This is a genomic window from Nesterenkonia maliinae (assembly GCF_051262655.1).
Classification (GTDB): Bacteria; Actinomycetota; Actinomycetes; order Actinomycetales; family Micrococcaceae; genus Nesterenkonia.
In genome coordinates this window covers 428,456-449,258 of record NZ_JBIMEY010000002.1, presented here as the reverse complement: position 1 = coordinate 449,258, position 20,803 = coordinate 428,456, and the positions used below count along the sequence as shown (strand labels likewise).

At 67.2% G+C, this 20,803-nt stretch carries 17 protein-coding genes; 7 read left to right on the top strand and 10 right to left on the bottom strand.

What is annotated here, in order from left to right; all coding sequences use genetic code 11:
* Window positions 1-38: 38 nt before the first annotated feature.
* Genes denD through otnK form a run of 4 tightly spaced genes read right to left on the bottom strand, consistent with a single transcriptional unit; the run spans window position 39 to window position 4,022 of the window.
* Entirely contained in the window at window positions 39-998 is a 960-nt protein-coding gene (gene denD, locus ACHAA4_RS06545) for a D-erythronate dehydrogenase (RefSeq protein ID WP_435773384.1), read from the bottom strand.
* Window positions 995-1,795, bottom strand: a complete 801-nt coding sequence (locus tag ACHAA4_RS06540) for a DeoR/GlpR family DNA-binding transcription regulator (protein ID WP_435773383.1) — start codon at window positions 1,793-1,795, stop codon at window positions 995-997. Before ACHAA4_RS06540 ends, denD begins: the two co-directional genes overlap by 4 nt.
* Window positions 1,792-2,637 (bottom strand): 2-oxo-tetronate isomerase, encoded by an 846-nt coding sequence (gene otnI, locus ACHAA4_RS06535; protein WP_435773382.1) that lies wholly within the window; start codon window positions 2,635-2,637, stop codon window positions 1,792-1,794. The genes ACHAA4_RS06540 and otnI overlap by 4 nt, the downstream gene beginning before the upstream one ends.
* Window positions 2,637-4,022, bottom strand: coding sequence for a 3-oxo-tetronate kinase (otnK, locus tag ACHAA4_RS06530; RefSeq protein WP_435773381.1), 1,386 nt, complete (start codon window positions 4,020-4,022; stop codon window positions 2,637-2,639). The genes otnI and otnK overlap by 1 nt, the downstream gene beginning before the upstream one ends.
* A 128-nt stretch (window positions 4,023-4,150) precedes the next feature.
* Here otnK and ACHAA4_RS06525 point away from each other — a divergent pair, with 128 nt between their 5' ends.
* Window positions 4,151-5,062 carry an NAD(P)-dependent oxidoreductase gene (locus ACHAA4_RS06525; RefSeq protein WP_435773380.1) on the top strand — a complete coding sequence of 304 codons (912 nt, stop codon included), beginning with the start codon at window positions 4,151-4,153 and terminating at the stop codon, window positions 5,060-5,062.
* Here ACHAA4_RS06525 and ACHAA4_RS06520 read toward each other — a convergent pair.
* Window positions 5,053-6,201: a glutathione S-transferase family protein gene (locus ACHAA4_RS06520; RefSeq protein ID WP_435773379.1), complete on the bottom strand. Its 1,149-nt coding sequence runs from the start codon at window positions 6,199-6,201 to the stop codon at window positions 5,053-5,055. The genes ACHAA4_RS06525 and ACHAA4_RS06520 overlap by 10 nt on opposite strands.
* Before the next feature lie 38 nt (window positions 6,202-6,239).
* Here ACHAA4_RS06520 and ACHAA4_RS06515 point away from each other — a divergent pair, with 38 nt between their 5' ends.
* Window positions 6,240-7,079 (top strand): MBL fold metallo-hydrolase, encoded by an 840-nt coding sequence (locus tag ACHAA4_RS06515; protein ID WP_435773378.1) that lies wholly within the window; start codon window positions 6,240-6,242, stop codon window positions 7,077-7,079.
* Window positions 7,080-7,081: 2 nt separating this feature from the next.
* Here the strand turns inward: ACHAA4_RS06515 and ACHAA4_RS06510 are convergent, their stop codons facing one another.
* Window positions 7,082-7,489 carry a hypothetical protein gene (locus ACHAA4_RS06510; protein ID WP_435773377.1) on the bottom strand — a complete coding sequence of 136 codons (408 nt, stop codon included), beginning with the start codon at window positions 7,487-7,489 and terminating at the stop codon, window positions 7,082-7,084.
* Window positions 7,490-7,582: 93 nt separating this feature from the next.
* On the opposite strand from ACHAA4_RS06510, the gene ACHAA4_RS06505 reads away from it, so the two are divergent.
* A complete protein-coding gene (locus ACHAA4_RS06505; RefSeq protein WP_435773376.1) occupies window positions 7,583-8,539 on the top strand; it encodes an SDR family NAD(P)-dependent oxidoreductase in 957 nt (318 codons plus the stop codon).
* A 65-nt stretch (window positions 8,540-8,604) separates the two neighbouring features.
* On the opposite strand, the gene ACHAA4_RS06500 is transcribed toward ACHAA4_RS06505, so the two are convergent.
* Window positions 8,605-10,233 carry a mechanosensitive ion channel family protein gene (locus ACHAA4_RS06500; RefSeq protein ID WP_435773375.1) on the bottom strand — a complete coding sequence of 543 codons (1,629 nt, stop codon included), beginning with the start codon at window positions 10,231-10,233 and terminating at the stop codon, window positions 8,605-8,607.
* A 159-nt stretch (window positions 10,234-10,392) separates the two neighbouring features.
* Here ACHAA4_RS06500 and hisD point away from each other — a divergent pair, with 159 nt between their 5' ends.
* The gene (gene hisD, locus ACHAA4_RS06495) at window positions 10,393-11,700 is read left to right on the top strand and encodes a histidinol dehydrogenase (protein WP_435773374.1); all 1,308 of its coding nucleotides are present in this window, start codon (window positions 10,393-10,395) and stop codon (window positions 11,698-11,700) included.
* A gap of 178 nt (window positions 11,701-11,878) precedes the next feature.
* Here the strand turns inward: hisD and ACHAA4_RS06490 are convergent, their stop codons facing one another.
* Entirely contained in the window at window positions 11,879-16,414 is a 4,536-nt protein-coding gene (locus tag ACHAA4_RS06490; RefSeq protein WP_435773373.1) for an SH3 domain-containing protein, read from the bottom strand.
* A gap of 599 nt (window positions 16,415-17,013) precedes the next feature.
* On the opposite strand from ACHAA4_RS06490, the gene ACHAA4_RS06485 reads away from it, so the two are divergent.
* The 3 genes from ACHAA4_RS06485 to ACHAA4_RS06475 all read left to right on the top strand — a co-directional run bounded on the left by ACHAA4_RS06485 (window position 17,014) and on the right by ACHAA4_RS06475 (window position 18,687).
* Window positions 17,014-17,658 (top strand): hypothetical protein, encoded by a 645-nt coding sequence (locus ACHAA4_RS06485; protein ID WP_435773372.1) that lies wholly within the window; start codon window positions 17,014-17,016, stop codon window positions 17,656-17,658.
* Between the two features lie 207 nt (window positions 17,659-17,865).
* Window positions 17,866-18,261, top strand: coding sequence for an RNA-binding S4 domain-containing protein (locus tag ACHAA4_RS06480; protein WP_435773371.1), 396 nt, complete (start codon window positions 17,866-17,868; stop codon window positions 18,259-18,261).
* 54 nt (window positions 18,262-18,315) lie between these two features.
* On the top strand, window positions 18,316-18,687 hold the full coding sequence (locus ACHAA4_RS06475) for a non-heme iron oxygenase ferredoxin subunit (protein WP_435773370.1): 372 nt from the start codon (window positions 18,316-18,318) through the stop codon (window positions 18,685-18,687).
* Window positions 18,688-19,084: 397 nt separating this feature from the next.
* Here ACHAA4_RS06475 and ACHAA4_RS06470 read toward each other — a convergent pair whose 3' ends face one another.
* Both ACHAA4_RS06470 and ACHAA4_RS06465 read right to left on the bottom strand, forming a co-directional pair.
* Window positions 19,085-19,861: a hypothetical protein gene (locus ACHAA4_RS06470; protein ID WP_435773369.1), complete on the bottom strand. Its 777-nt coding sequence runs from the start codon at window positions 19,859-19,861 to the stop codon at window positions 19,085-19,087.
* Window positions 19,858-20,775, bottom strand: coding sequence for an ATP-binding cassette domain-containing protein (locus tag ACHAA4_RS06465; RefSeq protein ID WP_435773368.1), 918 nt, complete (start codon window positions 20,773-20,775; stop codon window positions 19,858-19,860). Before ACHAA4_RS06465 ends, ACHAA4_RS06470 begins: the two co-directional genes overlap by 4 nt.
* Between the last annotated feature and the right edge of the window lie 28 nt (window positions 20,776-20,803).

Below are 20,803 nucleotides of genomic sequence, written 5' to 3'. Positions count from 1 at the left end.
CGGGTCGGGCGAGAAGACCGGTCATTCCAGGAATCTGGTCAGGCGATGAATTCCGCGTGGAACTGCCGCACTGCTGATTCGAAGCTGTCATCTGGGGCGAATCCCAGCTCCAGGGTCCGCTCGACGTCGAAGGCGCCGGGCCAGGAGCAGACGATCTCCATGACCGCCTGGTCGGGGACCTCGCTGACCAGGGCGCGGGCCTCCGCGCCGCCGACGGTCTCCAGGGCCAGGAGCATCTCGCCCACGGTGACGCTGACCCCGGGGATGTCGAGCACCCGCCAGGAGGGGAGCCTCTCGGCGGGCACCAGATAGGCATGGACCAGGTTGGCCACGGCGGTGTTGGGAGAGGACAGCCACATCCGGGTGTCCAGCGGTACCGGGCACACTGCAGGGGTTCCCTGCAGCGGCTCGCGGATGATGCCGCTGGCGAAGGAGGAGGCGGCGGAGTTGGGTCTGCCCGGGCGCACCGAGATGGTGGGCAGCCGCGCGATCCGTGCGTCCACCCACCCCTTGCGGGAGTACTCGTTGACCATCAGTTCACCGATGGCCTTGAACGCGCCATAGGTGGACTCGGGCTGGGCGGCGAGGTTGCCCGGGACCACGTCGGGCATGTCGCCGCCGAAGACTGCCAGCGAGCTGGTGAAGATGAAGGTGGGCCGTGACTCGAGCCGGCGGGCGGCTTCCAGCAGCTGGTGCGTCGCGTCGACGTTGACCCGGTGGGCGAGGTCGAAATCCTCGGCCGAGCCCCCGGAGAGCACGGCTGCCAGGTGGTAGATCCCGGCGGTGTCTGCGTCGATGACACGGTCCAGCAAGGCCGGGTCGGCGAGGTCTCCGGTGTGCGAGACCACGCGGGGATCATCGACCGTCGCAGGGCTGAGATCCAGCGAGATGACCGTGGTGAGCGGATGTGGAAGCTTCCCGGCGTCGGCCGCGGCGAGCAGTTCGGTGATGACCCGGCTGCCGAGGAAGCCGGCACCTCCGGTGACGACGATGTTCATGAGTCAGTGGTGTCCTTTCGGGCGTCGGCGGTTGCCGTGATCAGGTCCACGCCGAGCTCTGCGGCGCGCTCGCGGGCAGGCTCGGGGAGGGAGGGGTCGGTGATGATGCCTTCGAAGGCTTCGAAGGAGATGGCCTTGAAGGCGGCCACGCGCCCGTACTTCGAGCTGTCGGTGGTCAGATAGGCACGTCGGGAGTTCTCGATGATGGCGCGCTTGACGATGACCTTGGCCTGGCTGGGCACCGAGAGGCCGCGCAGGTCGAAGCTGGAGGCCGAGACGAACGCCAGGTCGATGTTGAACTCGCCCAGCTCGGCGGCGGTCAGCGGACCGTCGGTGGACATGTTGCCGGAGTCCAGCCGGCCGCCCAGCACGTGGACCCGCGCCTGCGCGTGCTCGCCCACTGCCGCGGCGACCACGAGATCGTTGGTCACGACGTCCAGGCCCTCGGTGCCGGCGCGGGCGACGAGGGTGCGGGCCAGCGAGAGCATGGTGGTGCCTGCGTCGAGGTAGACCAGATCCCCCGGTGAGACCAGATCTGCCGCGCGGGCGGCGATGGCGTCCTTCTCCGTGGGCCGGATGCCGAGCTTCGCCTGGTGGGTCGCGTCGAGCTGGATCCGCGAGGGCATGGTGACTCCCCCGCTGACCGAGACCAGCCGACCGGCATCCTCGAGCATCTTGATGTCCCGGCGGATCGTCATGTGCGAGACGCCCAGGACCTCGGTGAGCGCGGCGATGCTCACCGCGCCCTGGTCCTCGACCATGTGGAGAAGTCGACGCCGGCGCTCGTCCGGGATCATGCCCCGGCCTGCTCGGGGGCGCTCTGCCCGGCGCGGGGCTGGGTGAACCCGGGCTGCGCGGTGCCGGTCTGAGCGGCGCGGTAGGGGGCGAACCAGCCGAGCCCCTCCGGCGTGGCGGCCGCGGGTCGGTACTCGCAGCCGATCCAGCCGGTGTAGCCGCTGGCGTCGAGCAGGTCGAAGAGATAGGGGTGGTTCAGCTCGCCGGAGTCTGGTTCGTTGCGATGCGGCACCGAGGCGATCTGGATGTGAGCGGTCAGCGGAGCGACGCGTCGGATCAGCCGGGTCAGGTCCCCGTCGGTGATCTGCGCGTGATACAGGTCCAGCTGGAGCCTGATGTTGGGGTGGTCGATCTCTTCGATCAGCTCCACGCCGGCGCGCACGCTGTCGACGAAGTAGCCGGGCATGTCCACCGGGTTGATCGGTTCGACCAGCACGCGAACGCCAGCCTCCCCGGCGACCTCTGCGGCCTCCCGCAGCCGGGTGATGTAGCGGCTTCGGGCGTGCGCGTCCGTGCCGGGGATGCCTGCCATGACATGCAGCTGCCGACATGCCAGCGCGCCGGCGTAGTCCATCGCGTTGGTCAGGCCTGCACTGAACTCCTCGTCGCGTCCCGGCAGCGAGGCGATGCCGCGCTCGCCGGCGGCCCAGTCCCCTGCCGGGGCGTTGAACAGCGCCTGGGTCAGGCCCGCAGCGTTGAGCGCCGCGGCGACGTCCTCGGCGGAGTGCTCGTAGGGGAAGAGGTACTCCACGGCACGGAAGCCGGCCTCGGCGGCGGCGGCGAAGCGGTCCAGGAAGGGGTGCTCGGTGAACATCAGGGTGAGGTTGGCGGCGAACTGTGGCATCAGGCGCTGGCTCCGTCCTGGGTCTGGGACTGCTCGGTCGCAGGTCGTCGGGAGGCGAGCTGCTGGGCCGCGCTGAAGAAGTCCTCGTCCCCGAAGTTCCCGGACTTCAGCGCGAGATCGAGAACCTCCTCGCTGGTGCCCTCCGGATCGGCGCCCTGCAGGTGCGCATCGGGCAGGGTCCGGGTCCATGGCACGCCCGGTGCGATCTGGGGTCCGACCTCGAAGCCGCGCACGCGAAGTCCCTGGGTGACCGCCCCCGAGGTCTCTCCGCCGGCGACGATGAAGCGTCGGGTGCCGTGATCGCGCAGGGCGCGTGCCAGCCGGGAGAAGAAGTCCTCGATCGCCGCAGAGAGCTCCTGGGCGCCGTGCTGCTGCTGGGCGGCACGCACCTCCTCGGGCGAGGCCGTGGCGTAGACCAGCGGCGCCATCGCGTCGGGACGCTGCTCACGTGCGACCCAGCCGAGGATCTCGGCACAGTAGGCGTCCGCTTCAGCCAGCACGGCGCCGATGTCCAGGGCGAGAGCGGCGGCATGGCTGCGGTAGGCGCGCACCTGGGCGTTGGTCATCTGGGAGCTGGAGCCGGAGAGCACCACGGCGGGCCCCGGGGTGAAGGTCCAGTCTGCGGCGACGGAGGGTGAATCTCCGCCCTCAGGCTCGGTCGCCGCATGTGCCCGGGTCACGGCGCGGGCCAGTCCGTAGCCGATGCCGGATCCACCGGTGATCAGCGGCAGCTCGGTGAGCGCCTCGCCCAGGGTCTCGAGGTGGCGCATCTCCACGGTGTCGGGCACGGCGTAGCGCGCGCCGGAAGCCCGGGCCTCCGTGAGCGCCTGCCGCACGGCCTGGGGTCCGGCCTCCACGGTGGCGTATGGAATGACGACGGCGCGGCCCTGCGCCTGCGCCTGCATGAGTCGGACCAGGCTGGAGTCGGTCATCGGGGTGACCGGGTGATCGCGCATCCCGGATTCGTCCAGCGGCTGGTCGTGCACGAAGAGGTGTCCCTGGTAGACGGTGCGGCCGTTGACCGGCAGTGCGGGGGCGAGCACGGTGAACTCCTCCCCCATCGCGTCCAGCAGGGCGTCGGTGACCGGGCCGATGTTGCCCTCGGAGGTGCTGTCGAAGGTGGAGCAGTACTTGAAGATGATCTGCTCGGCACCGTGGGAGGCGAGGGCGGTCAGCCCCTTCAGGGTCTGCGCCACGGCCTCATCCGACGGGATGGAGCGGGTCTTCAGACTGATCACCGCGGCGTCGACCCGTTCGTCGAGGTGTTCGGGGAGATCTTCGGGGCTGGTGAACTGAACCGTGGTCATGCCCGCGGCGACCAGGAAGCCAGCGATGTCGGTGGCCCCGGTGAAGTCGTCGGCCAGCACTCCTATGCGCAGCGCCATGAAGTCCCTCCCTCTCGTGTGCAGCCGGATGAAGTCGTGAACTCCACTGTGAATATTCACAGTGAAGTTCACATAAGCTAACATGGCATCAAGAGAATGTGAAGCCCATCACGAGACGAGGACCACAGATGACCGAGAACTCTTCCATGCCGAAGGTGACCTTCGTGGGCATCGGCGCCATCGGGCTGCCGATGGCCTCCCGGGTGGCCGCCGCAGGATTCGACCTGACCGCCGTCGACTTCTCGGCCGCACAGCGCGCGGCCGCTGAAGAGTTGGGACTGCGGGCCGAGGACTCCGCGGCGTCCGCGGGCGTCGCAGATGCGGTCATCGTCATGGTGGCCACCGGGGAACAGCTGCGCAGCGCCACCCTGGGGTCTCCGGAGGGAGAACCCCACGCTCAGGAGTCAGCGGGTCTGATCGGCGCGATGCGCCCGGGGGCGAGCCTGATCGTGATGAGCACCGTAGGCCCCGAGGCGGTGCAGTCGCTCGTGGAACCCGCTCGAGAGCGCGGGATCACGCTGGTGGACGCTCCCGTGACGGGCGGGATCGCGCGGGCCGCGCTGGGGGCGCTGCGGCTCTTCGTCTCCGCCGACTTCGCCGGATTGGAGGAGAACCGCGCGTTGCTGGAGTCGATGGGCACGATCGTGGAGTGCGGCACCGAGATCGGTGACGGCCAGGCCTTCAAGGCGGTCAACCAGCTGCTGTGCTCGGTGCACATCGTCGCGGCCGCGGAGGCGCTCGCGCTGGCGGAGAAGCTTGGACTCGATCCGACCCAGGTGCTCGAGGCCGTGGCGGAGGGGGCCGCAGGCTCCTTCATGCTCAGCGACCGCGGGCCGCGGATGCTCGAGGGTCCCGAGGCCCAGGTCGCGAGCGCAGTGGGAATTTTTGTGAAGGACTCATCACTGGTGAGCGAGATTGCGAGCTCACATGGCTTCGAGGCGCCGCTGCTCGAAGCTGCGCGTGCGAAGTACCTGGAAGCCGCCGACGCCGGCCTGGCGCGACACGACGACTCCCAGGTGATCGCCACCTATCAGCGGTAGAGCGGGTTGGCTCCGCCTGGCTGCTCTTCGGTCGCCACCGGGCCCGGCGCGGTGCCGGCGCCGAAGGGTGATCCGCCGAGCGACTCGCGGCCGTGCTCGCTGAGCCAGTTCGCCAGGTCCGGTCCGGCGGGGACGATCTGGGTCGGGTTGATGTCCTCGTGGACCTCGTAGTAGTGGCGCTTGATCTGGTCGAAGTCCACCGTGTCCCCGAAGCCGGGGGTCTGGAACAGGTCCCGGGTGTAGGCCCAGAGATTCGGCATCTCGGTGAGCTTGTTCCGGTTGCACTTGAAGTGACCGTGGTACACCGGGTCGAAGCGGACCAGGGTGGTGAACAGTCGCACGTCGGCCTCGGTGATGTGCTCCCCCATCAGGTAGCGGCTGCCGGCGAGGCGGTCCTCGAGCCAGTCCATGGCGGTGAAGAGCCGGTCGTAGGCGTCCTGGTAGGCGCTCTGGGAGCCGGCGAATCCTGCTCGGTAGACACCGTTGTTGACCTCGGTGAAGATCCGCTTGATCACCGGAAGCATCTCGTCGAGCTTGTCCTCCGGGAGCAGGTCGGGCGCTCCGTCGCGGTGGTGGTCCCGCCACTGGGTGGAGAGGTCGAGGGTCAGCTGCGGGTAGTTGTTGGTGACCACCCCGCCGGAAGGGACATCGACCAGCGCCGGGACGGTGATGCCGCGCGGATAGTCGGGGAAGCGGGCGAAGTAGTTCTGCTGCAGCCGTTCGGTGCCCAGCACCGGGTCCACGCCGCCCTCGTCCAGATCGAAGGTCCACGAGCGTGCGTCGTGCGTGGGTCCGGGGGTGCCCAGGGAGATGGTCTCCTCGAGCCCCAGCAGGCGGCGGATGATGATCGAGCGGTGCGCCCAGGGGCAGGCGCGGGCGGCCACGAGCCGGTAGCGGCCGGGCTCGACCGGCCAGGCCTGTCCATCCTCGGTGAGTCCCGCCATGCGCGGGTCTCCGATCGAGGATGACTCCTCCTGCGGCGCTGACCTGGCCGCCTGCGGGTCGGCGACCACGCGATCCTCGATGTAGTTGGTGTCGCGGGTGAACTCTCCACCGGTCACATAGGCGCCCTTGGTGGAATGCTCGGTGCCTGCGGTCTTCTGCGGTTCGCTGTTCTGGGATTCGCTGTTCTGGGCCATGGGCTCAGCCTACGCGGCCGGCTCGATAGGCTGAGCTCATGTCTGAGCCCAGTCCGGTGCAGCGGGTCACCTGCGAGAACCCTTCCCCGATGACGCTGCAGGGGACGAACACCTACATCGTCGGCGGGACTCAGGCCCCCTCGGTGGTGATCATCGACCCCGGCCCCGCGGATCACCCCGAGCACCTGGCGCAGGTGCGCGCCGTCGTCGGCCCGCGCAGGGTGTCCCAGATCCTGGTCACACATCGTCATGCTGACCACACGGGGGCGGCGGCGAGCTTCAGCGAGGCCTTCGCGGCGCCGGTGCGCGGCCACAGTCCCGAACAGTGCATCGGGGCCTCGGGCCGGCCGGCGGATCCGCTGCGGGATGAGGAGAGCATCGAGCTCGGCGGCCTGCGGCTGCGTGTGCTGCACACCCCGGGGCACACCTCCGACTCCGTCTGCTTCTGGCTGCACGGCGCTGGAGACGACGGGGCCCCAGAGCACGGCGCGACCCCACCCAGCCAGCAGGCCATGTTCACCGGGGACACCATCCTGGGCGAGGGCACCACGATGCTCGATCACCCCGACGGGACGCTCACCGACTATCTGGGCAGCCTCAGGAAGCTCAGCGAGCACGCCCAGGCCGAGCTCCTTCCCGCCCACGGACCGGCTCAGCCCAGCGTGGCCATCGCTGCCGAGCGCTACCTCAGCCACCGGCATGAGCGTCTGGACCAGGTCCGCTCGCTTCTCCGCGCTGCCGAGAGCAACGGGGACACGCTGGACGCGGAGGCGCTGGGCGCGCTGATCTACGGCGAGCGCAGCGGACTGCCGGCCGGGATCACCACCAAGATCGCCGCCGCCCAGCTGGAGCACCTTCAGCATCTCGGCGAGCGCTGAGCCTAGAAGGGCCGGGGGATGTGATCCGCCTCGGTCCAGCGGATCGACTCCAGCGTGATGCCTTCAGCGTTGAGATGGTCCAGCAGCGCCGAGGCCGCGGAGTTCAGCCGCTCGAAGGCATCTGCTCCGGCGCCCCCGGCAACCCCTGCGGCGTAGAAGCTCAGCTTCAGCCCGCGTCGGCCGCGCGGATCGTGGAACTCGCCCTTGGCCACGGAGAGCTGACCGTCGGTGACTCCCACCAGCGGACCCTCTTCGATGTCGGCACGGAAGGGGTCCATGAACCCGGTGAGCTCCTCGACCGCGTCGTCCACCGCGATCAGATCATCGGCGAAGACCTCGGCATGCAGCACCGCCCATTCTTCGGCCGCCAGGGGGCGCTGCCCCCACGCAGCGCGTCTCTTCCAGCGCAATGATCCTCCTGTGGTGTGGTGTGGAGACCAGTCTGGGCGCCTCGTGCGCGAAGCTGACCGCGCCGCCCATGTCTGACCTCTAGGATAGCCAGCATGAGCAACCACACGGCCGTCATCACTGGTTCCACCGCCGGCCTCGGCGCAGCGTTCGCCCGCCAGCTGGCCGCACAGGGCTCCGACCTCGTCCTGGTCGCCCGCGATGGACAGCGCCTGCGCATGCAGGCAGAGTCCATGGCCTCGCAGTACGGGGTGAAGACCTCGGTGATCGTGGCAGATCTGGTGACCGACGACGGCGTGGCGGCGGTCCAGGAGCGACTGGCCGATCGCACCAATCCGGTGCACCTGCTGGTGAACAACGCCGGACATGGTCTGGCCACAGACTTCATCGACTCGGACCTCGACGATGAGCGCAAGCTGCTTCGTCTGCACGTGCAGACCACCATGGAGCTCTCCCACACCGCGGCCCGAGCCATGACGCGTCGCCGAAGTGGGCGGATCATCAACGTGGCCTCGGTGGCCGGCTACACCCCCACCGGGACCTACTCCGCGGCGAAGTCCTGGGTGCTCAACTTCTCCAAGGGGCTGCATTCGCAGCTGCGCTCTTCCGGGGTGACGGTCACCGCGCTCGTGCCCGGCCTGATCCGCACCGAGTTCCACCAGCGCTCCGGCATCAGGATCACGTCTGCGAAGCGCTGGATGTGGTTGGACGCCGACGACGTCGTCCGCCAGGCGCTGACCGCCAACGCCCAGGGCGCCTCCACCTGCGTGCCGGCGCGCAGCTATCAGATCCTCACCGCCGGGCTGCGCTTCATGCCCGATTCGATGGTCCAGTGGGCCGTGGACAAGCGGACTGAATCCCCCGACCGCGGCGACGACACCGGGGCTCAGCTCAAGGGCAGCCCCCCAGCCGGTGCGGAGTATGGCACCGGCGACGGCACCGCGGAGCCCACCACCGATGCGATCAACACCGTTGACGCCTATATGTCCGCCAGGGCCAAGATCCCGGCCAGGAGCAGCGCGAAGCGGAAGTCCCAGCCTCCGACGGAGTGAGCGGCCAGACCGGCTCACCGGGCATCCGCATCTGCATCTGCATCTGCATCTGCATCTGCACGACCTCAGCGCGGGCGGCGCGGTGAGGTCGGACGTGGCGACCCTTCCCCGGGACGACGCGTGGCCGCGGCGCCGAAGGTCTCCTCGGCATCCTGATCGGCTGAGACCTGCCGCTGATCATGGGAGTCGCGGTTCGGATCCCGCTGCGGCCGAGTCACGGCCTGCGTGGCCGCAACATCCTCGGGGTAGGCCGTGCCGTCGGTGTCGACCTCATGTCCGTCCTGGCGCTCCTCCTGGCGTTCCAGGCGTTCGCGATACGCCTCTGCGCCGGGGCCGGAGAACTCACGATTGCGCTGCACCGCGGCGATGGAGCCGGTGAAGATGGAGGCTCCCTCCCCCGCCTGCGTCACCGGCTGCGAATCGACTTCGGAGTCGACGACGCCGACCTGCCCGGTGCGGACCGGCGCCGGGGACTTCGCCAGGGCCTCCTCGTTGGTCAGCAGCATCCGCTGGGTGAACACTGCATATGGATGCTCCGCGCGCAGGTAGTTCACCAGATCCTCGCGGACCAGGCAGCGCAGATCCCAGAGCTCCCCGGAGTTCCGCGCGGAGACCACGACGCGGACCTTGATCATGCCGCCCACGGCGTCAGTGACCTGCAGCGAGTAGTCCCGTCCGTCCCAGAGGGACGCGGAGTCCAGCAGCCGCTTCAGCCGGGCACGCAGCGGGTCCATCGGGACGCGCCAGTCGACGTCGAGCTCCACGGTGCCCAGGATCTCCGTGCCCACCCGGGTCCAGTTCTCGAAGGGGGTGGCCACGAAGTAGCTGGAGGGGTAGATGAAGCGGCGCTCGTCCCAGGACTTGATGACGACCGCGGTGAGCGTGATGTCCTCCACCGAGCCGAAGTCGCCCTCGACCACGACGACGTCTCCGGCGCGGATCGAGTCCGTGAAGGCCAGCTGGATCCCGGCGAACACGTTGGTCAGCACCGACTGCATCGCCAGGCCGACGACCACCGAGGCCACGCCCGCAGAGGCCAGCAGGCCTGCGCCGAGCGCGCGGACCTGCGGGATCATCAGCATGATCGCGGCCACCGCGAGGGTGATGATGACTGCGGTGAGGATCCGGCGGATCAGCGAGACCTGTGTGGCCAGCCTGCGCCCGCGCCGATCATCGACATCGAGCTCGCCGTCGGCGTATCCGATGTATTTGGAGTAGATCATGGCCTCGGCGATCCGGACGATCCGCAGCGCCCACCAGGCGATGCCGATCACCACCGCCACCAGCAGCACGAAGGAGACCGGCTGGAACCATTCGGCCGCGCTGAGCAGGATGTTCAGCGTGAACCAGGAGCCGATCAGCACCAGGGTGATGAACAGCGGGGTCCGCGTGCGGTTCACCGCAAGCTTCACGCGATCGTTGTTCCGGAAGATCTGCTTGAGCAGCATCGATGAGACCACCGTGACCACCAGCCCGACCACCACTGCGATGACCAGTCCGGTGATGATGCCGAAGAACGGACCCTGCTCGGCGATCAGGGTTTCGAGCCCCTCAGGCACGCTCTCCTCGACGATGTCGCCGACATCCTCCGTGGGCTGTGCCTCATCGGGAGCGACATCAGCGGCACCCGGTGCGGCGGAGGCCAGTGAGCTCGGGGAGAAATCCATCCAGGAGAAGACCATGGCCAGCATCATGCCACGCCGCTCTGGACAGGCACTAGAAGCACCCCGTGGCGTCCGGTGTGTGGGCTCTCACGTCACGAAGTGGGCGCGAGGCGTCCGCAATGGGGACAATAGAGGGGTGTGCGCCCTCGATCCAGCGGGTGAACACTGATCGCACCCATTAGGAGACCCATGCTCACCCTCAAGGATCTGCGCGGCAGCTCGATCGATGCCGCCTCCGTGCTTCCCCGCGCCTCCCAGGACATCTCGACCACCATCGAGACCGTGGCCCCGATCCTGGAGAATGTGCGGCTGCATGGTGTCTCCGCGCTGCTGGACTATTCCGAGAAGTTCGACGGCGTCCGCCCGCCCGCGCTGCGGGTCCCCGCGGAGAAGCTCCGTGAGGCTGCCGAGCAGCTCGAGCCAGAGGTCCGCGCGGCGCTCGAGGAGCTGATCCTGCGCGCCCGGCAGGTGCACAACGCCCAGCTGCCCGAATCCTCCGAAGTCTCCCCCGGACCCGACGCCCGGGTGCTCAACCGGTGGGTGCCGATCCGGAGGGTGGGCTTGTATGTGCCCGGCGGCCAGGCGGTCTACCCCTCTTCCGTGGTGATGAACGTGGTCCCCGCACAGGTGGCAGGGGTCTCCTCGCTCGCGATCGCCTCCCCGCCCCAGGCGGACTTCGGCGGCCTGCCGCACCCGACGATCCTCGGTGCCGCGCACCTGCTCGGGATCGAGGAGGTCTACGCCGTCGGCGGCGCGCAGGCGGTGGCGATGTTCGCCTACGGGGCCAGGGACGAGAACGGCCAGCAGGTGTGCCCGCCGGTCTCGCTGATCACCGGCCCGGGAAACATCTTCGTGGCCACGGCCAAGCGTGCGGTCCAGGGGGTGGTGGGCATCGATTCAGAGGCCGGCCCCACCGAGATCATGGTGCTCGCGGATGAGAACGCTCCGGCGGAGCTGATCGCCGCGGATCTGATCTCCCAGGCGGAGCATGACGCGCTGGCCGCTGCGGTGCTGGTCACGCCCTCGCTGTCGCTGGCCGAGGCCGTCGGCACCCAGGTCGAGCTGCAGGCACGGAACACTCGGCATGCAGACCGGGTCAAGCAGGCGCTGAGCGGCACTCAGTCTGCGGTGCTCGTGGTCGACACCATGGAGCAGGGCGTGGAGATCGCCAACGCCTACGGGGCGGAGCACCTCGAGGTGATGACCGAGGACGACGACGCGATCGTGGAGCAGATCCACAACGCCGGCGCGATCTTCGTCGGCGCCCACACCCCGGTGTCCCTGGGCGACTACTGCGCCGGATCCAACCACGTGCTGCCCACCGGAGGGGCCTCGGCGTACTCCTCCGGGTTGAACGTCTCCAGCTTCCTGCGCTCCCAGCAGGTCATCCGCTACGGGCGCGAGGGACTCCGCGTGGTGGCCGGTCACGTCTCAGCGCTGGCGCAGGCCGAAGGCCTCCCGGCCCACGGCGACGCCGTGCAGGCCCGCTTCCGCTGAGCTGATTCAGCGGCCGCGACTCCGCTGACCCCCTGGGACGCCGAGCTTCGTGCTCTGACCCCACCGACGACGACGGGCCCGACCCTCCCGCGAATGAGAGAGTCGAGCCCGCCGTCGTCGTGCTGACTTGTCGGTGCTGAAGCTGCCGTCTCTGAGCGGAATGCTCAGATCTGGAGGCTCAGACCTGTGAGATGTAGCTGGGGTTGACCCAGCCGGTGTGGGTGTCCCCGCCGCTGGTGTACTCGACCTTCAGCCAGGAGCCCTCCCGCTGAAGCGGCTTGAGCTCCGCGCCGCGGGGGATCTGCACCAGCTTGTCGCTGGAGGTCGTGGCCTTCTCGCGCAGGGGCACGCTGTAGGTCGAGGTCCAGGTCCCTGCGGCCGAGGCCGATGATGCGGTCTTCGCGCTGGGATGGACCTTGTAGTAGTCGTCCCCGTAGCCGCCCGGGTCACCCTTGAGGCCCAGCTGGGAGGTGCAGTGCGGCCAGGCGTTCCAGCCCTGCCTCTTCCAGAGGATGTGAGCCCGCTTGATCTGCTCTGCCCTGGTGGCCTCGTGCGGGAAGCCTGAACCGCCGACCTCCTTCCAGGACTCGGGGCTGAACTGGATGCCGCCGTAGAATCCGTTGCCGGTGTTGATCTTCCAGTTTCCACCGGATTCACACCGGGCCAGCTTGTCCCAGGCCGAGCTGTACGGTCCGTTCGCACTCTTCTTGTGCATGTTCGCCGTCGAGGGAGCCGTGGATGAACCGCTTCCGGAGGAACCGGTGTTAGAACCGGTGCTGCTCGAGCCGGAGCCGGAGGTTCCGGGGTTGGTGGAGCTCAGGAACTGCGCCGACATCCATCCGGTGGCGCCGTTGACCTTGATCTCCTGCCACCCGCTCGACTTCTTCTCGAGCAGCTCGACCTTCGTCCCGGTACGCACGGAGAACATTGCGCTGTTCTCGGTGCTCGGGCCCATCCGGACGTTCACCTGACCCGTGGTGAAGGCGGTTCCGACGACCTTGCTGCTGCTGTTCGTCGAGTTGGCCAGGGTAGGGGTGGAGCTGCTGGAGCCGGAGCTGCTCGAGCTGCTCGCCGAACCGGAATTGATGAAGTTGGAATCCACCCAGACGGTCTTCCCGCTGTAGACGAAGCTGACCCAGCTGCCGTTGCGTCCGGTGATCTCGAACTGGCGCAGCGGGTTCAAGTTCAGCACGATCGGGTGCGACGTGCCTGGGCCGCCGCGAGCGTTGAGGTAGACGCTTGGCTTGACGTGGTAAGTCCCGCTGGCGGGCTTGGTCGAGCTCGACGCCGACCCGGTGTTCGAGCCGGATTCGGTGTTCGAGGAGGACCCGGTGTTCGAAGAGGAGCCGGAGTTGGAGCTGGAGCCGGTGTTCGAAGAGGACCCGGTGTTGGAGCTGGATCCGGTGTTGGAGCTGGATCCCGTGCTCGAACCGCTGGAGGAGTTCGAGCCCGAGGGGGTCTCGGCCACCTGAGTCAGGTAGTCCGCGTGGACCCAGAGCGTGCGGGAGCCGTCCCGATAGCTGACCCAGTCACCGCTCTTGCCGGTGACCGAGATCTTCGTCCCCGCAGAGAGCACCTTCGCGCTGGAGCTCGTCGAGGAGGCGGCGGTCCGAGCGTTGAGGCTCACCCCGGCCTTGACCTGGAAGGTCCCGCTGGCGGCGGTGCTCGGGGAGGTGCTGTTGTTCGTGGTGCTGTTCGAGTCGGAGGTGTTCGAATCGCTCGGCGAAGCGGTGACCTTGTCCAGATACGCCGCGCTCACCCAGAGGTTCCTGGTGCCGTCGTTGAACCGGACTGCGGAGCCCTTCTGTCCGTTGACCGCGATCGTGGTGCCAGGCTTGAGCACCTTGGCGATGGAACTCGTGGTGCTGGCAGTCGTGCGGGCGTTGAGGTTCACCCCGGCCTTGACCTGATAGCTGCCGCTGGCGGGACTGACCCCATAGGCCAAGGTGCCGGTGCTCGAGGAGCCGGACGAGGTGGACCCGTTGGATCCGGTCGAGGTGGAGCTCTCGGAGCCGGTCGAGGTGGACCCGTTGGATCCGGCCGAGGCGGTGACCTTGTCCAGGTACGCCGCGCTCACCCAGAGATTCCTGGTGCCGTCGTTGAACCGGACCTTGTCGCCCTTCTGACCGGTCAGCGTCATGGTCGTGCCGGGCTTGAGCACCTTGACTGTGGCGCTGGAGCCGCTGGCCGTTGCACGGGCGATCAGGTTCACCCCGGCCTTGACCTGATAGCTGCCGCTTGCGGGACGGACCCCATAGGCGAGGGTGCCGGTGCTCGAGGAGCCGGTCGAGGCGGAGCTGCCGGAGCCGGCCGAGGCAGTGACCTCGTCCAGATACGCCGCGCTCACCCAGAGATTCCTGGTGCCGTCGTTGAACCGGACCTTGTCGCCCTTCTGACCGGTCAATGTCATGGTCGTGCCGGGCTTGAGCACCTTGACCGTGGCGCTGGAGCCGCTGGCCGTTGCACGGGCGATCAGGTTCACCCCGGCCTTGACCTGATAGCTGCCGCTTGCGGGACTGACCCCATAGGCCAGGGTGCCGGTGCTCGAGGACTCTGAACCGCCGGGGATGGTCTCGGAGCCGGAACCCATGCCCTCATTGACCTCGTCCAGGTACGCCGCGCTCACCCACAGGTTCCTGGTGCCATCGGTGAACCGGACCCAGGAGCCCTTCTCGCCGTTCACCGCGATCGTGGTGCCGGGCTTGAGCACCTTGGCGATGGAACTCGTGGTGCTGGCAGTCGTGCGGGCGTTGAGGTTCACCCCGGCCTTGACCTGATAGCTGCCGCTCGCGGGGCTTACCCCGTAGGCCGACGTGCTGGTGTTCGAGGAGCTGGTCGAAGCGCTGGCCTTCTGCAGATAGGACTCGGTCACCCAGAGGTTCCTGCCGCCGTCGGTGAACCGGACCCTGTCGCCCTTCCGTCCGGTCAGCGTCATCGTGGTGCCTGGCTTGAGCACCTTGACGGTGGCGCTGGAGCCGCTGGCCGTTGCACGGGCGATCAGGTTCACTCCGGCCTTGACCTGGTAGCGGCCGCTCGCGGGGCTCACCCCGTAGGCCGACGTGCTGGTGTTCGAGGAGCTGGTGGAGGAGCTGGCCTTCTGCAGATACGACTCGGTCACCCAGAGGTTCCTGCCGCCGTCGCGGAAGCGGACCTTGTCGCCCTTCCGACCGGTCAGCGTGACCTTGGTGCCTGGCTTGAGCACCTTGACCGTGGCGCTGGAGCCGGAGGCAGTCCCACGCGCGACCAGGTTCACCCCGGCCTTGACCTGATAGCTGCCGCTGGCAGGACTCACCCCGAAGGGCAGCGAACCGCTGGAGGACTCCGTACCCCCTGGGACTGTCTCGGATCCGGATCCTGCCCCGACGTTGGCCTTCTCCAGGTACGACTCGGTCACCCAGAGGTTCCTGCCGCCGTCGGTGAACCGGACCTTGTCGCCCTTCCGACCGGTCAGCGTCATCGTGGTGCCTGGCTTGAGCACCTTGACGGTGGCGCTGGAGCCGGAGGCGTTCGCACGTGCGACCAGGTTCACCCCGGCTTTGACCTGATAGCTGCCGCTGGCGGGACTCACCCCGTAGGACAATGGACCGCTGGACGAGGACCCGGTCGAGGGGCTTGAGACCTTCGTCAGGAAGTCGCTGTGGGACCACACCGTCTGGCCATTCTGGCTGAACTTCAACCAGCTGCCGTAGGTGGCGGTGACCGTGACTTCGGTGCCCGAAGTCAGTCCCTGGCGAACTGCATAGTTGGTTCCGGGTCCGCTGCGGGCGTTGAGCGAGGCGGTGGTCCGGTACTTGGTAGGCGTGATCGACGTGCCCGCCGGGACGCTGGACGCGGGCACGGTCCCGGCGGGACGGAACGGAGTGACTGAAGAGTGCGCCACCCAGCCGGTGCGACCATTCGCTGTCACCCGCAGCATCGAGTTGCTGATCGCGCCGGGAGCGGCCCTCAGCGCGGTGCCCGCGCTGAGCTGCGTGATGACGGATCCGGAGCTGCTCGCCGTTGAACGCAGGGCTGTAGATGCCGCGGTGTAATAGTCACAGGAAGAGGGGGCACTGATGTTGAGCACCGTGGTGGCGCCTGAGCGCAGGTTGACCCCGCGCTGGGAGAGCCAGGTGGTCGGGTCGTGCGAGGTGCCGTTGATCCAGGCTCCCTCCCAGATCTCCAGGTGCAGATGCGGGCCGGTCGAGGGTCCCGAGCTGCCGACCAGTCCGATGGTCTGGCCGGCCTGCACGGTCTGGCCGATCCGGACATGGGTGTTCGCGTTCCACATGTGGTAGTAGGCACTGTGGAAGGTCTTTCCGCCCACCTGGTGCTGCACGACGACGTAGCCGGCGTTGTACCGGTTGCCGTTGAAGGTGCGCACCACGGTGCCATCGGCCACCGAGTAGATCGGGGTGCCGTCGGCCGCTCCGAGATCCTGGCCCAGGTGCCAGGTCGAGGCACCGACGGCCGGCATGCACCGGGGGCCGTACGGCGAGGTATAGCTATAGGAACGCTGGGCGATCGGGAACCTGAACTGAGTGGCGTTCTGACTTGCGGAGATGTCCACGCTGCTCAGTCCGGCGAGGCTCGTCGCTGGGGCATCCACCCCCGCGGTGGGCAGCGACGCCACGTTCATCGGTGCGGTGTCCGCAGCAGCGGCATTCGCAGTCATCGGCAAAGTCAGGCCCACGGCGAGAGCGCCGACGACGGCAGACGAGAGTTTCTTCGGCACAGTTGCTTCCTCACTAGTCGTTCGCATTAGAACGGCTCCATGAACACACCGGACACACCTGTGGCAGGCGATCGGCGCCTCACATTCACCGGCTGGGAGACCGGAGAGCCCCGAAAGGGGCGAGTGAGGAACAGCGCGTAAAGACACGTGCATACGGGGTATTCATAAGCAGATATGGTGACTGGGGAAGCGGCGAACTGTACTAAAAGATGGGAAACCTACGCGTACAGCAAGCCGAGTCGTGACTACTGTAACCCACGATTAGTTATCCACGACAAGAGTTTTTATAAAACCTTCGAGTTCGACTTTAACCATGCCGTTATCACGGAAACGAACAGAACACGGTTGGTTGATGGACCCTAGAGAAGGGTGAAGACCGGCGGAAGAGTCCAGACGGCGGACGGGCGTGGATCCCCTCAATGACTGAGGGCAGCGCAGTCGGCGGAACATCGTGACCGCAGCACGTTCGCCTGGCGCTGCACTGATCCCGCGCAGAAGTATCCTGTTTCCGACGATCAGGAACGTCTGGCCACTTTGACGCTGAGACCTTTGTGATGAGAACGTGACCCGAGTTGCGGAGCACGTGCCACACTGGACCCATGACATCGACTTTCTGCTCGACGCGCCCGCGATCCCTGGGCGCCGCCGCCACCAGTACGCGCATCGGAAGCACGCTCGCTCTTATCGCGATGACCCCCCTGGTCCTCATGGGATGCGCGGCCGAGGACGAGTCCGGCGAGAGCCCCGAGACCAGCACGTCCGAGGCGCCCGCATCCGCGGAGCCAAGTGCGTCCCCGGAACCCACCGAGGACGACGCCGAGATCGAGGCAGAGGCCGGCGACGACGCAGGGGAGATTCCCTCCGGCGAGGGCCCGGGTGGCGAGCTTCCCGATCCCGACGAACTCGACCTCGAAAGGACCGAGGAGCTCGGCGCCTTTTTCTCCGAAGAAGAAGCTTGCATGTCTGTGGGAACAATGCTCGACGGATTGCAGTCTGATATGAATTCCGGAGTGGAAGAACAGGACGTTATCGACGAGATCTATTCGGCCGTCGAACAGAACTACATTTTTGTTCCTGACGAACTCCGTGAACCCCTGGAAAACATTCTTGTTCTGCTCGACACAGATGTGGACTCCCTCGACGAGGAATCGGTCCTGGTGGCTGCGGAGCCGGTGGCCGGGTGGTTGACGGTGGGATTCTGCGACGGCGAGTATCACAACCAAGTCTCCGGAGACGACGCTTAGGCGCAGAAAGTCCCAGGCAGTTCACAGCCCTTGACCACCGCGCACCCAAGAACCCCTCCTAGTGTTGGCGGTGCCTCTTGAAGGTGCGAGTGATTCAGCAGACCCCGCGTCTCGGAACAGTGTCCCCTCACACTCCGGACGCGGGGTCTGCGCATTCATCGGTCATGACCGGACACGTCCACGGCCCAGGTTCTCTAGACTGAACCCATGACAGAGACCGCCCCCTCGGGGCCGACCGGACCGGTCCGCATCGACGCGTGGCTCTGGTCGGTCCGACTCTTCAAGACCCGCTCCGCAGCGACGACCGCCTGCAGGGCCGGGCATATCACCATCGACGGCAATCCCGCCAAGGCCTCCCTGCGCATCTCTCCCGGTACCCGGATCCACGTCCGCCGCCCGGGACATGAGTTGATCCTCGACGTGGTCCACACCTTGTCCAAGCGGGTGGGGCCACCCGTGGCCCAGAAGGCCTACCGGGATCACTCTCCTGAACGGATCAGACCCCGCGACGTCGGACTGCCGGTGCGGGAACGCGGGTCCGGCCGTCCGACAAAGCGTGAACGCCGCAAGCTCGAAGAGCTCCGCGGCCAGCTGCCGGGGTGAGCAGATCTGAAAGACTGCAGGTCACACCCATTCACCACCAGAGAGGCACCACACATGTCCACCAGCGACGCACTCCCTCCGATCGACCTCGGCCCCGCGGGCCAGTATCCGGAAGGGGAGGTGTTTCGAGTCTCGGCAGAGGACTCAGGCTGGAATGACGACATCGCTGTGGTCCACGCCGAGGACGGCGGGTTCTACGCGTTGGACGACACCTGCTCCCATGAGGCGGTCTCCCTCTCCGACGGCTACGTCGAGGAAGACACCCTCGAATGCCCCATGCATGCCTCGGCCTTCTGCCTGCGCACCGGGGTCCCGGAGACCCTGCCTGCGATGCGCCCGGTGAAGACACATCAGATCACGATGGACGGAGACCGACTCGTGCTTCACCCGGGGACCCCCCGGCCGCACGGGGACTCAACGGCCTGACCTCGACCGCGAAGATGCCTGGCGGACAAAGAATCAGGAAGCTCCCAGGAACTGCACGGGAAAACGTCAAGAATGGCATCTAGAGTCTTTATTACCTCATCAAGGTGCGAGTGATTCAGAGCCCCGAGTCAGCCATTTAATGCGTCCCCTCACGCTGGCCGACTCGGGGCTCTTCTCATGTCCGAAACGCTCTCCGGGATTCACAGTGACTTACCAGCCAACTACAAGTGCCCGTCCAAGGAGCCGTCCTAGAGTAGGGACTACCTCATCAAGGTGCGAGTGATTCGGGAGCCCCGGATCGGCCGATACAGCGTCCCCCTCACGCTGGCCGATCTGGGGCTCCTTCTTTCTGCGGCATCTTTCTGCGGTCTCTCTCCGCCGTGCAGCCGCTCGATGCTCAGGCCGTCGGTACGGCTCGTCGGATCACCAGGTAGTTCACCGCCGTCAGGCTCAGCGTGAAGAGCAGCACCCATCCGGCGAAGGAGTACGAGCTCTGCACCGCCAGCCAGTCCCCGACATGAGGCCACCAGTCGTTCTGCGTGACGACCATGACGGCCACAGCCCCCAGCGCCACCAGCGCCAGTGCGATGACCCACAGCATGGCCAGGCTGACCCGGCGGTAGAGGATCGACCAGAAGAAGCCGAACATCATCGCTGCGAGGCACACAGCCCCGGCCAGGATCCCCGCTCCGAGAACACCCCCATTCTGCGTCATGAAGGGGAGGTCGAAGGTGTAGCTCTCGACCCAGAACCCTTCGGTGGCACGTTCGAGCAGGATGGCGACGGAGAACAGCGCGCCGAACCCGGCCGAGACGGCAGCAAAGGCGAGGAACGCCCCGAGCACGAAGACCCTCCTGCTGTAGCTCAATGCCATGGAGAAGGGGAACGTGTGGGAGGCCGAGTAGGCCGCGATGAACGCCAAGCACCAGACCGTGGCCTGCGAGGCACCCGTGTTGATGGTGGCCCCGTCGCCGGCGATGTGCCGGATCCACGCTCCGATGCCGATGGCCACGGCCCAGGAACCGAAGAACACCAGCAGCGGCACCCAGATCATCTGTGAGGGAACCGTGAACTGAAGCTTGAAGGCCGACGGGACGCGGGCAAAGCTCGAACGTGTGGCCGCCCGTCTCTGCGCCGCCGGAGCCGCCGTGGATTCAACTGCGATGTTGCTCATCGGGCCACCTCCTGAGGTGGGTTCATCGTGGTCTGGTTGGACGGGTCTTCGCGTGCGGTGAGCCGCACGATGAGCTGCTGGAGCGAGACCGGGACGATCTCCACGTCTCGCTCGATGAGCGTGTGACGTTCGGCGTCATCGAGGGCCCCCAGCACCGTGGTCCGCACGATCCGCCCCATCGCCTCGTGGTGCAGAACCTCGCGGGTGCCGGTGATCTGAGCCACGGCATCCGCGCGTCCCACCAGGGTGACGGCACGGTCGCGGAGCTGCTCCACCGGTTCCTGGAGCAGGATCTGACCCTGGTCGATGACCACCACGTTCTCGATCAGGTGCGCGATCTCGTCGATCAGGTGGGAGGAGATCACCACGGTGCGCGGCTGTGCGGCGTAGTCCTCCAGCAGCCGATCGTAGAAGAGCTGCCGAGCCACCGCGTCGAGACCCATATAGGGCTCGTCGAAGAAGGTCACCTCCGCTCGGGAGGCGATCCCGATGATGACTCCGACGGCGGAGCGCTGCCCACGGGACATCTTTTTGATCCGGGTCTTCTCCGGGACCCTGAACTCGCGGGCGAGCTGGGCCGCGAGCTCGGCGTCCCAGTTCGGGAACGCCTGGGCCGCGGCGCTGAACGCGTGTCTGGCGAGCGCGTCGTCGACATAGCGCTGTTCTTCGCGGACGAAGCAGATCTTCGGGAGCACCTGCTCGTTCTCATGCGGACGCTGCCCGAGGATCTTCACCTCACCGGAGGATGGCCAGTCCTGGGCTGTGGCGATGGACATCAGCGTGGTCTTGCCGGCGCCGTTGCGGCCCAGCAGTCCGTGGATGGCATCCTTCTCCAGCCTCAGCGACACATCCTGCAGCGCGGTGGTCCTGCGGTACCTGCGCGAGACCTGGTTCAGTTCAATGGCGGCACTCACGACCGCCTCCTTCCTTCAGCGCTTGGGG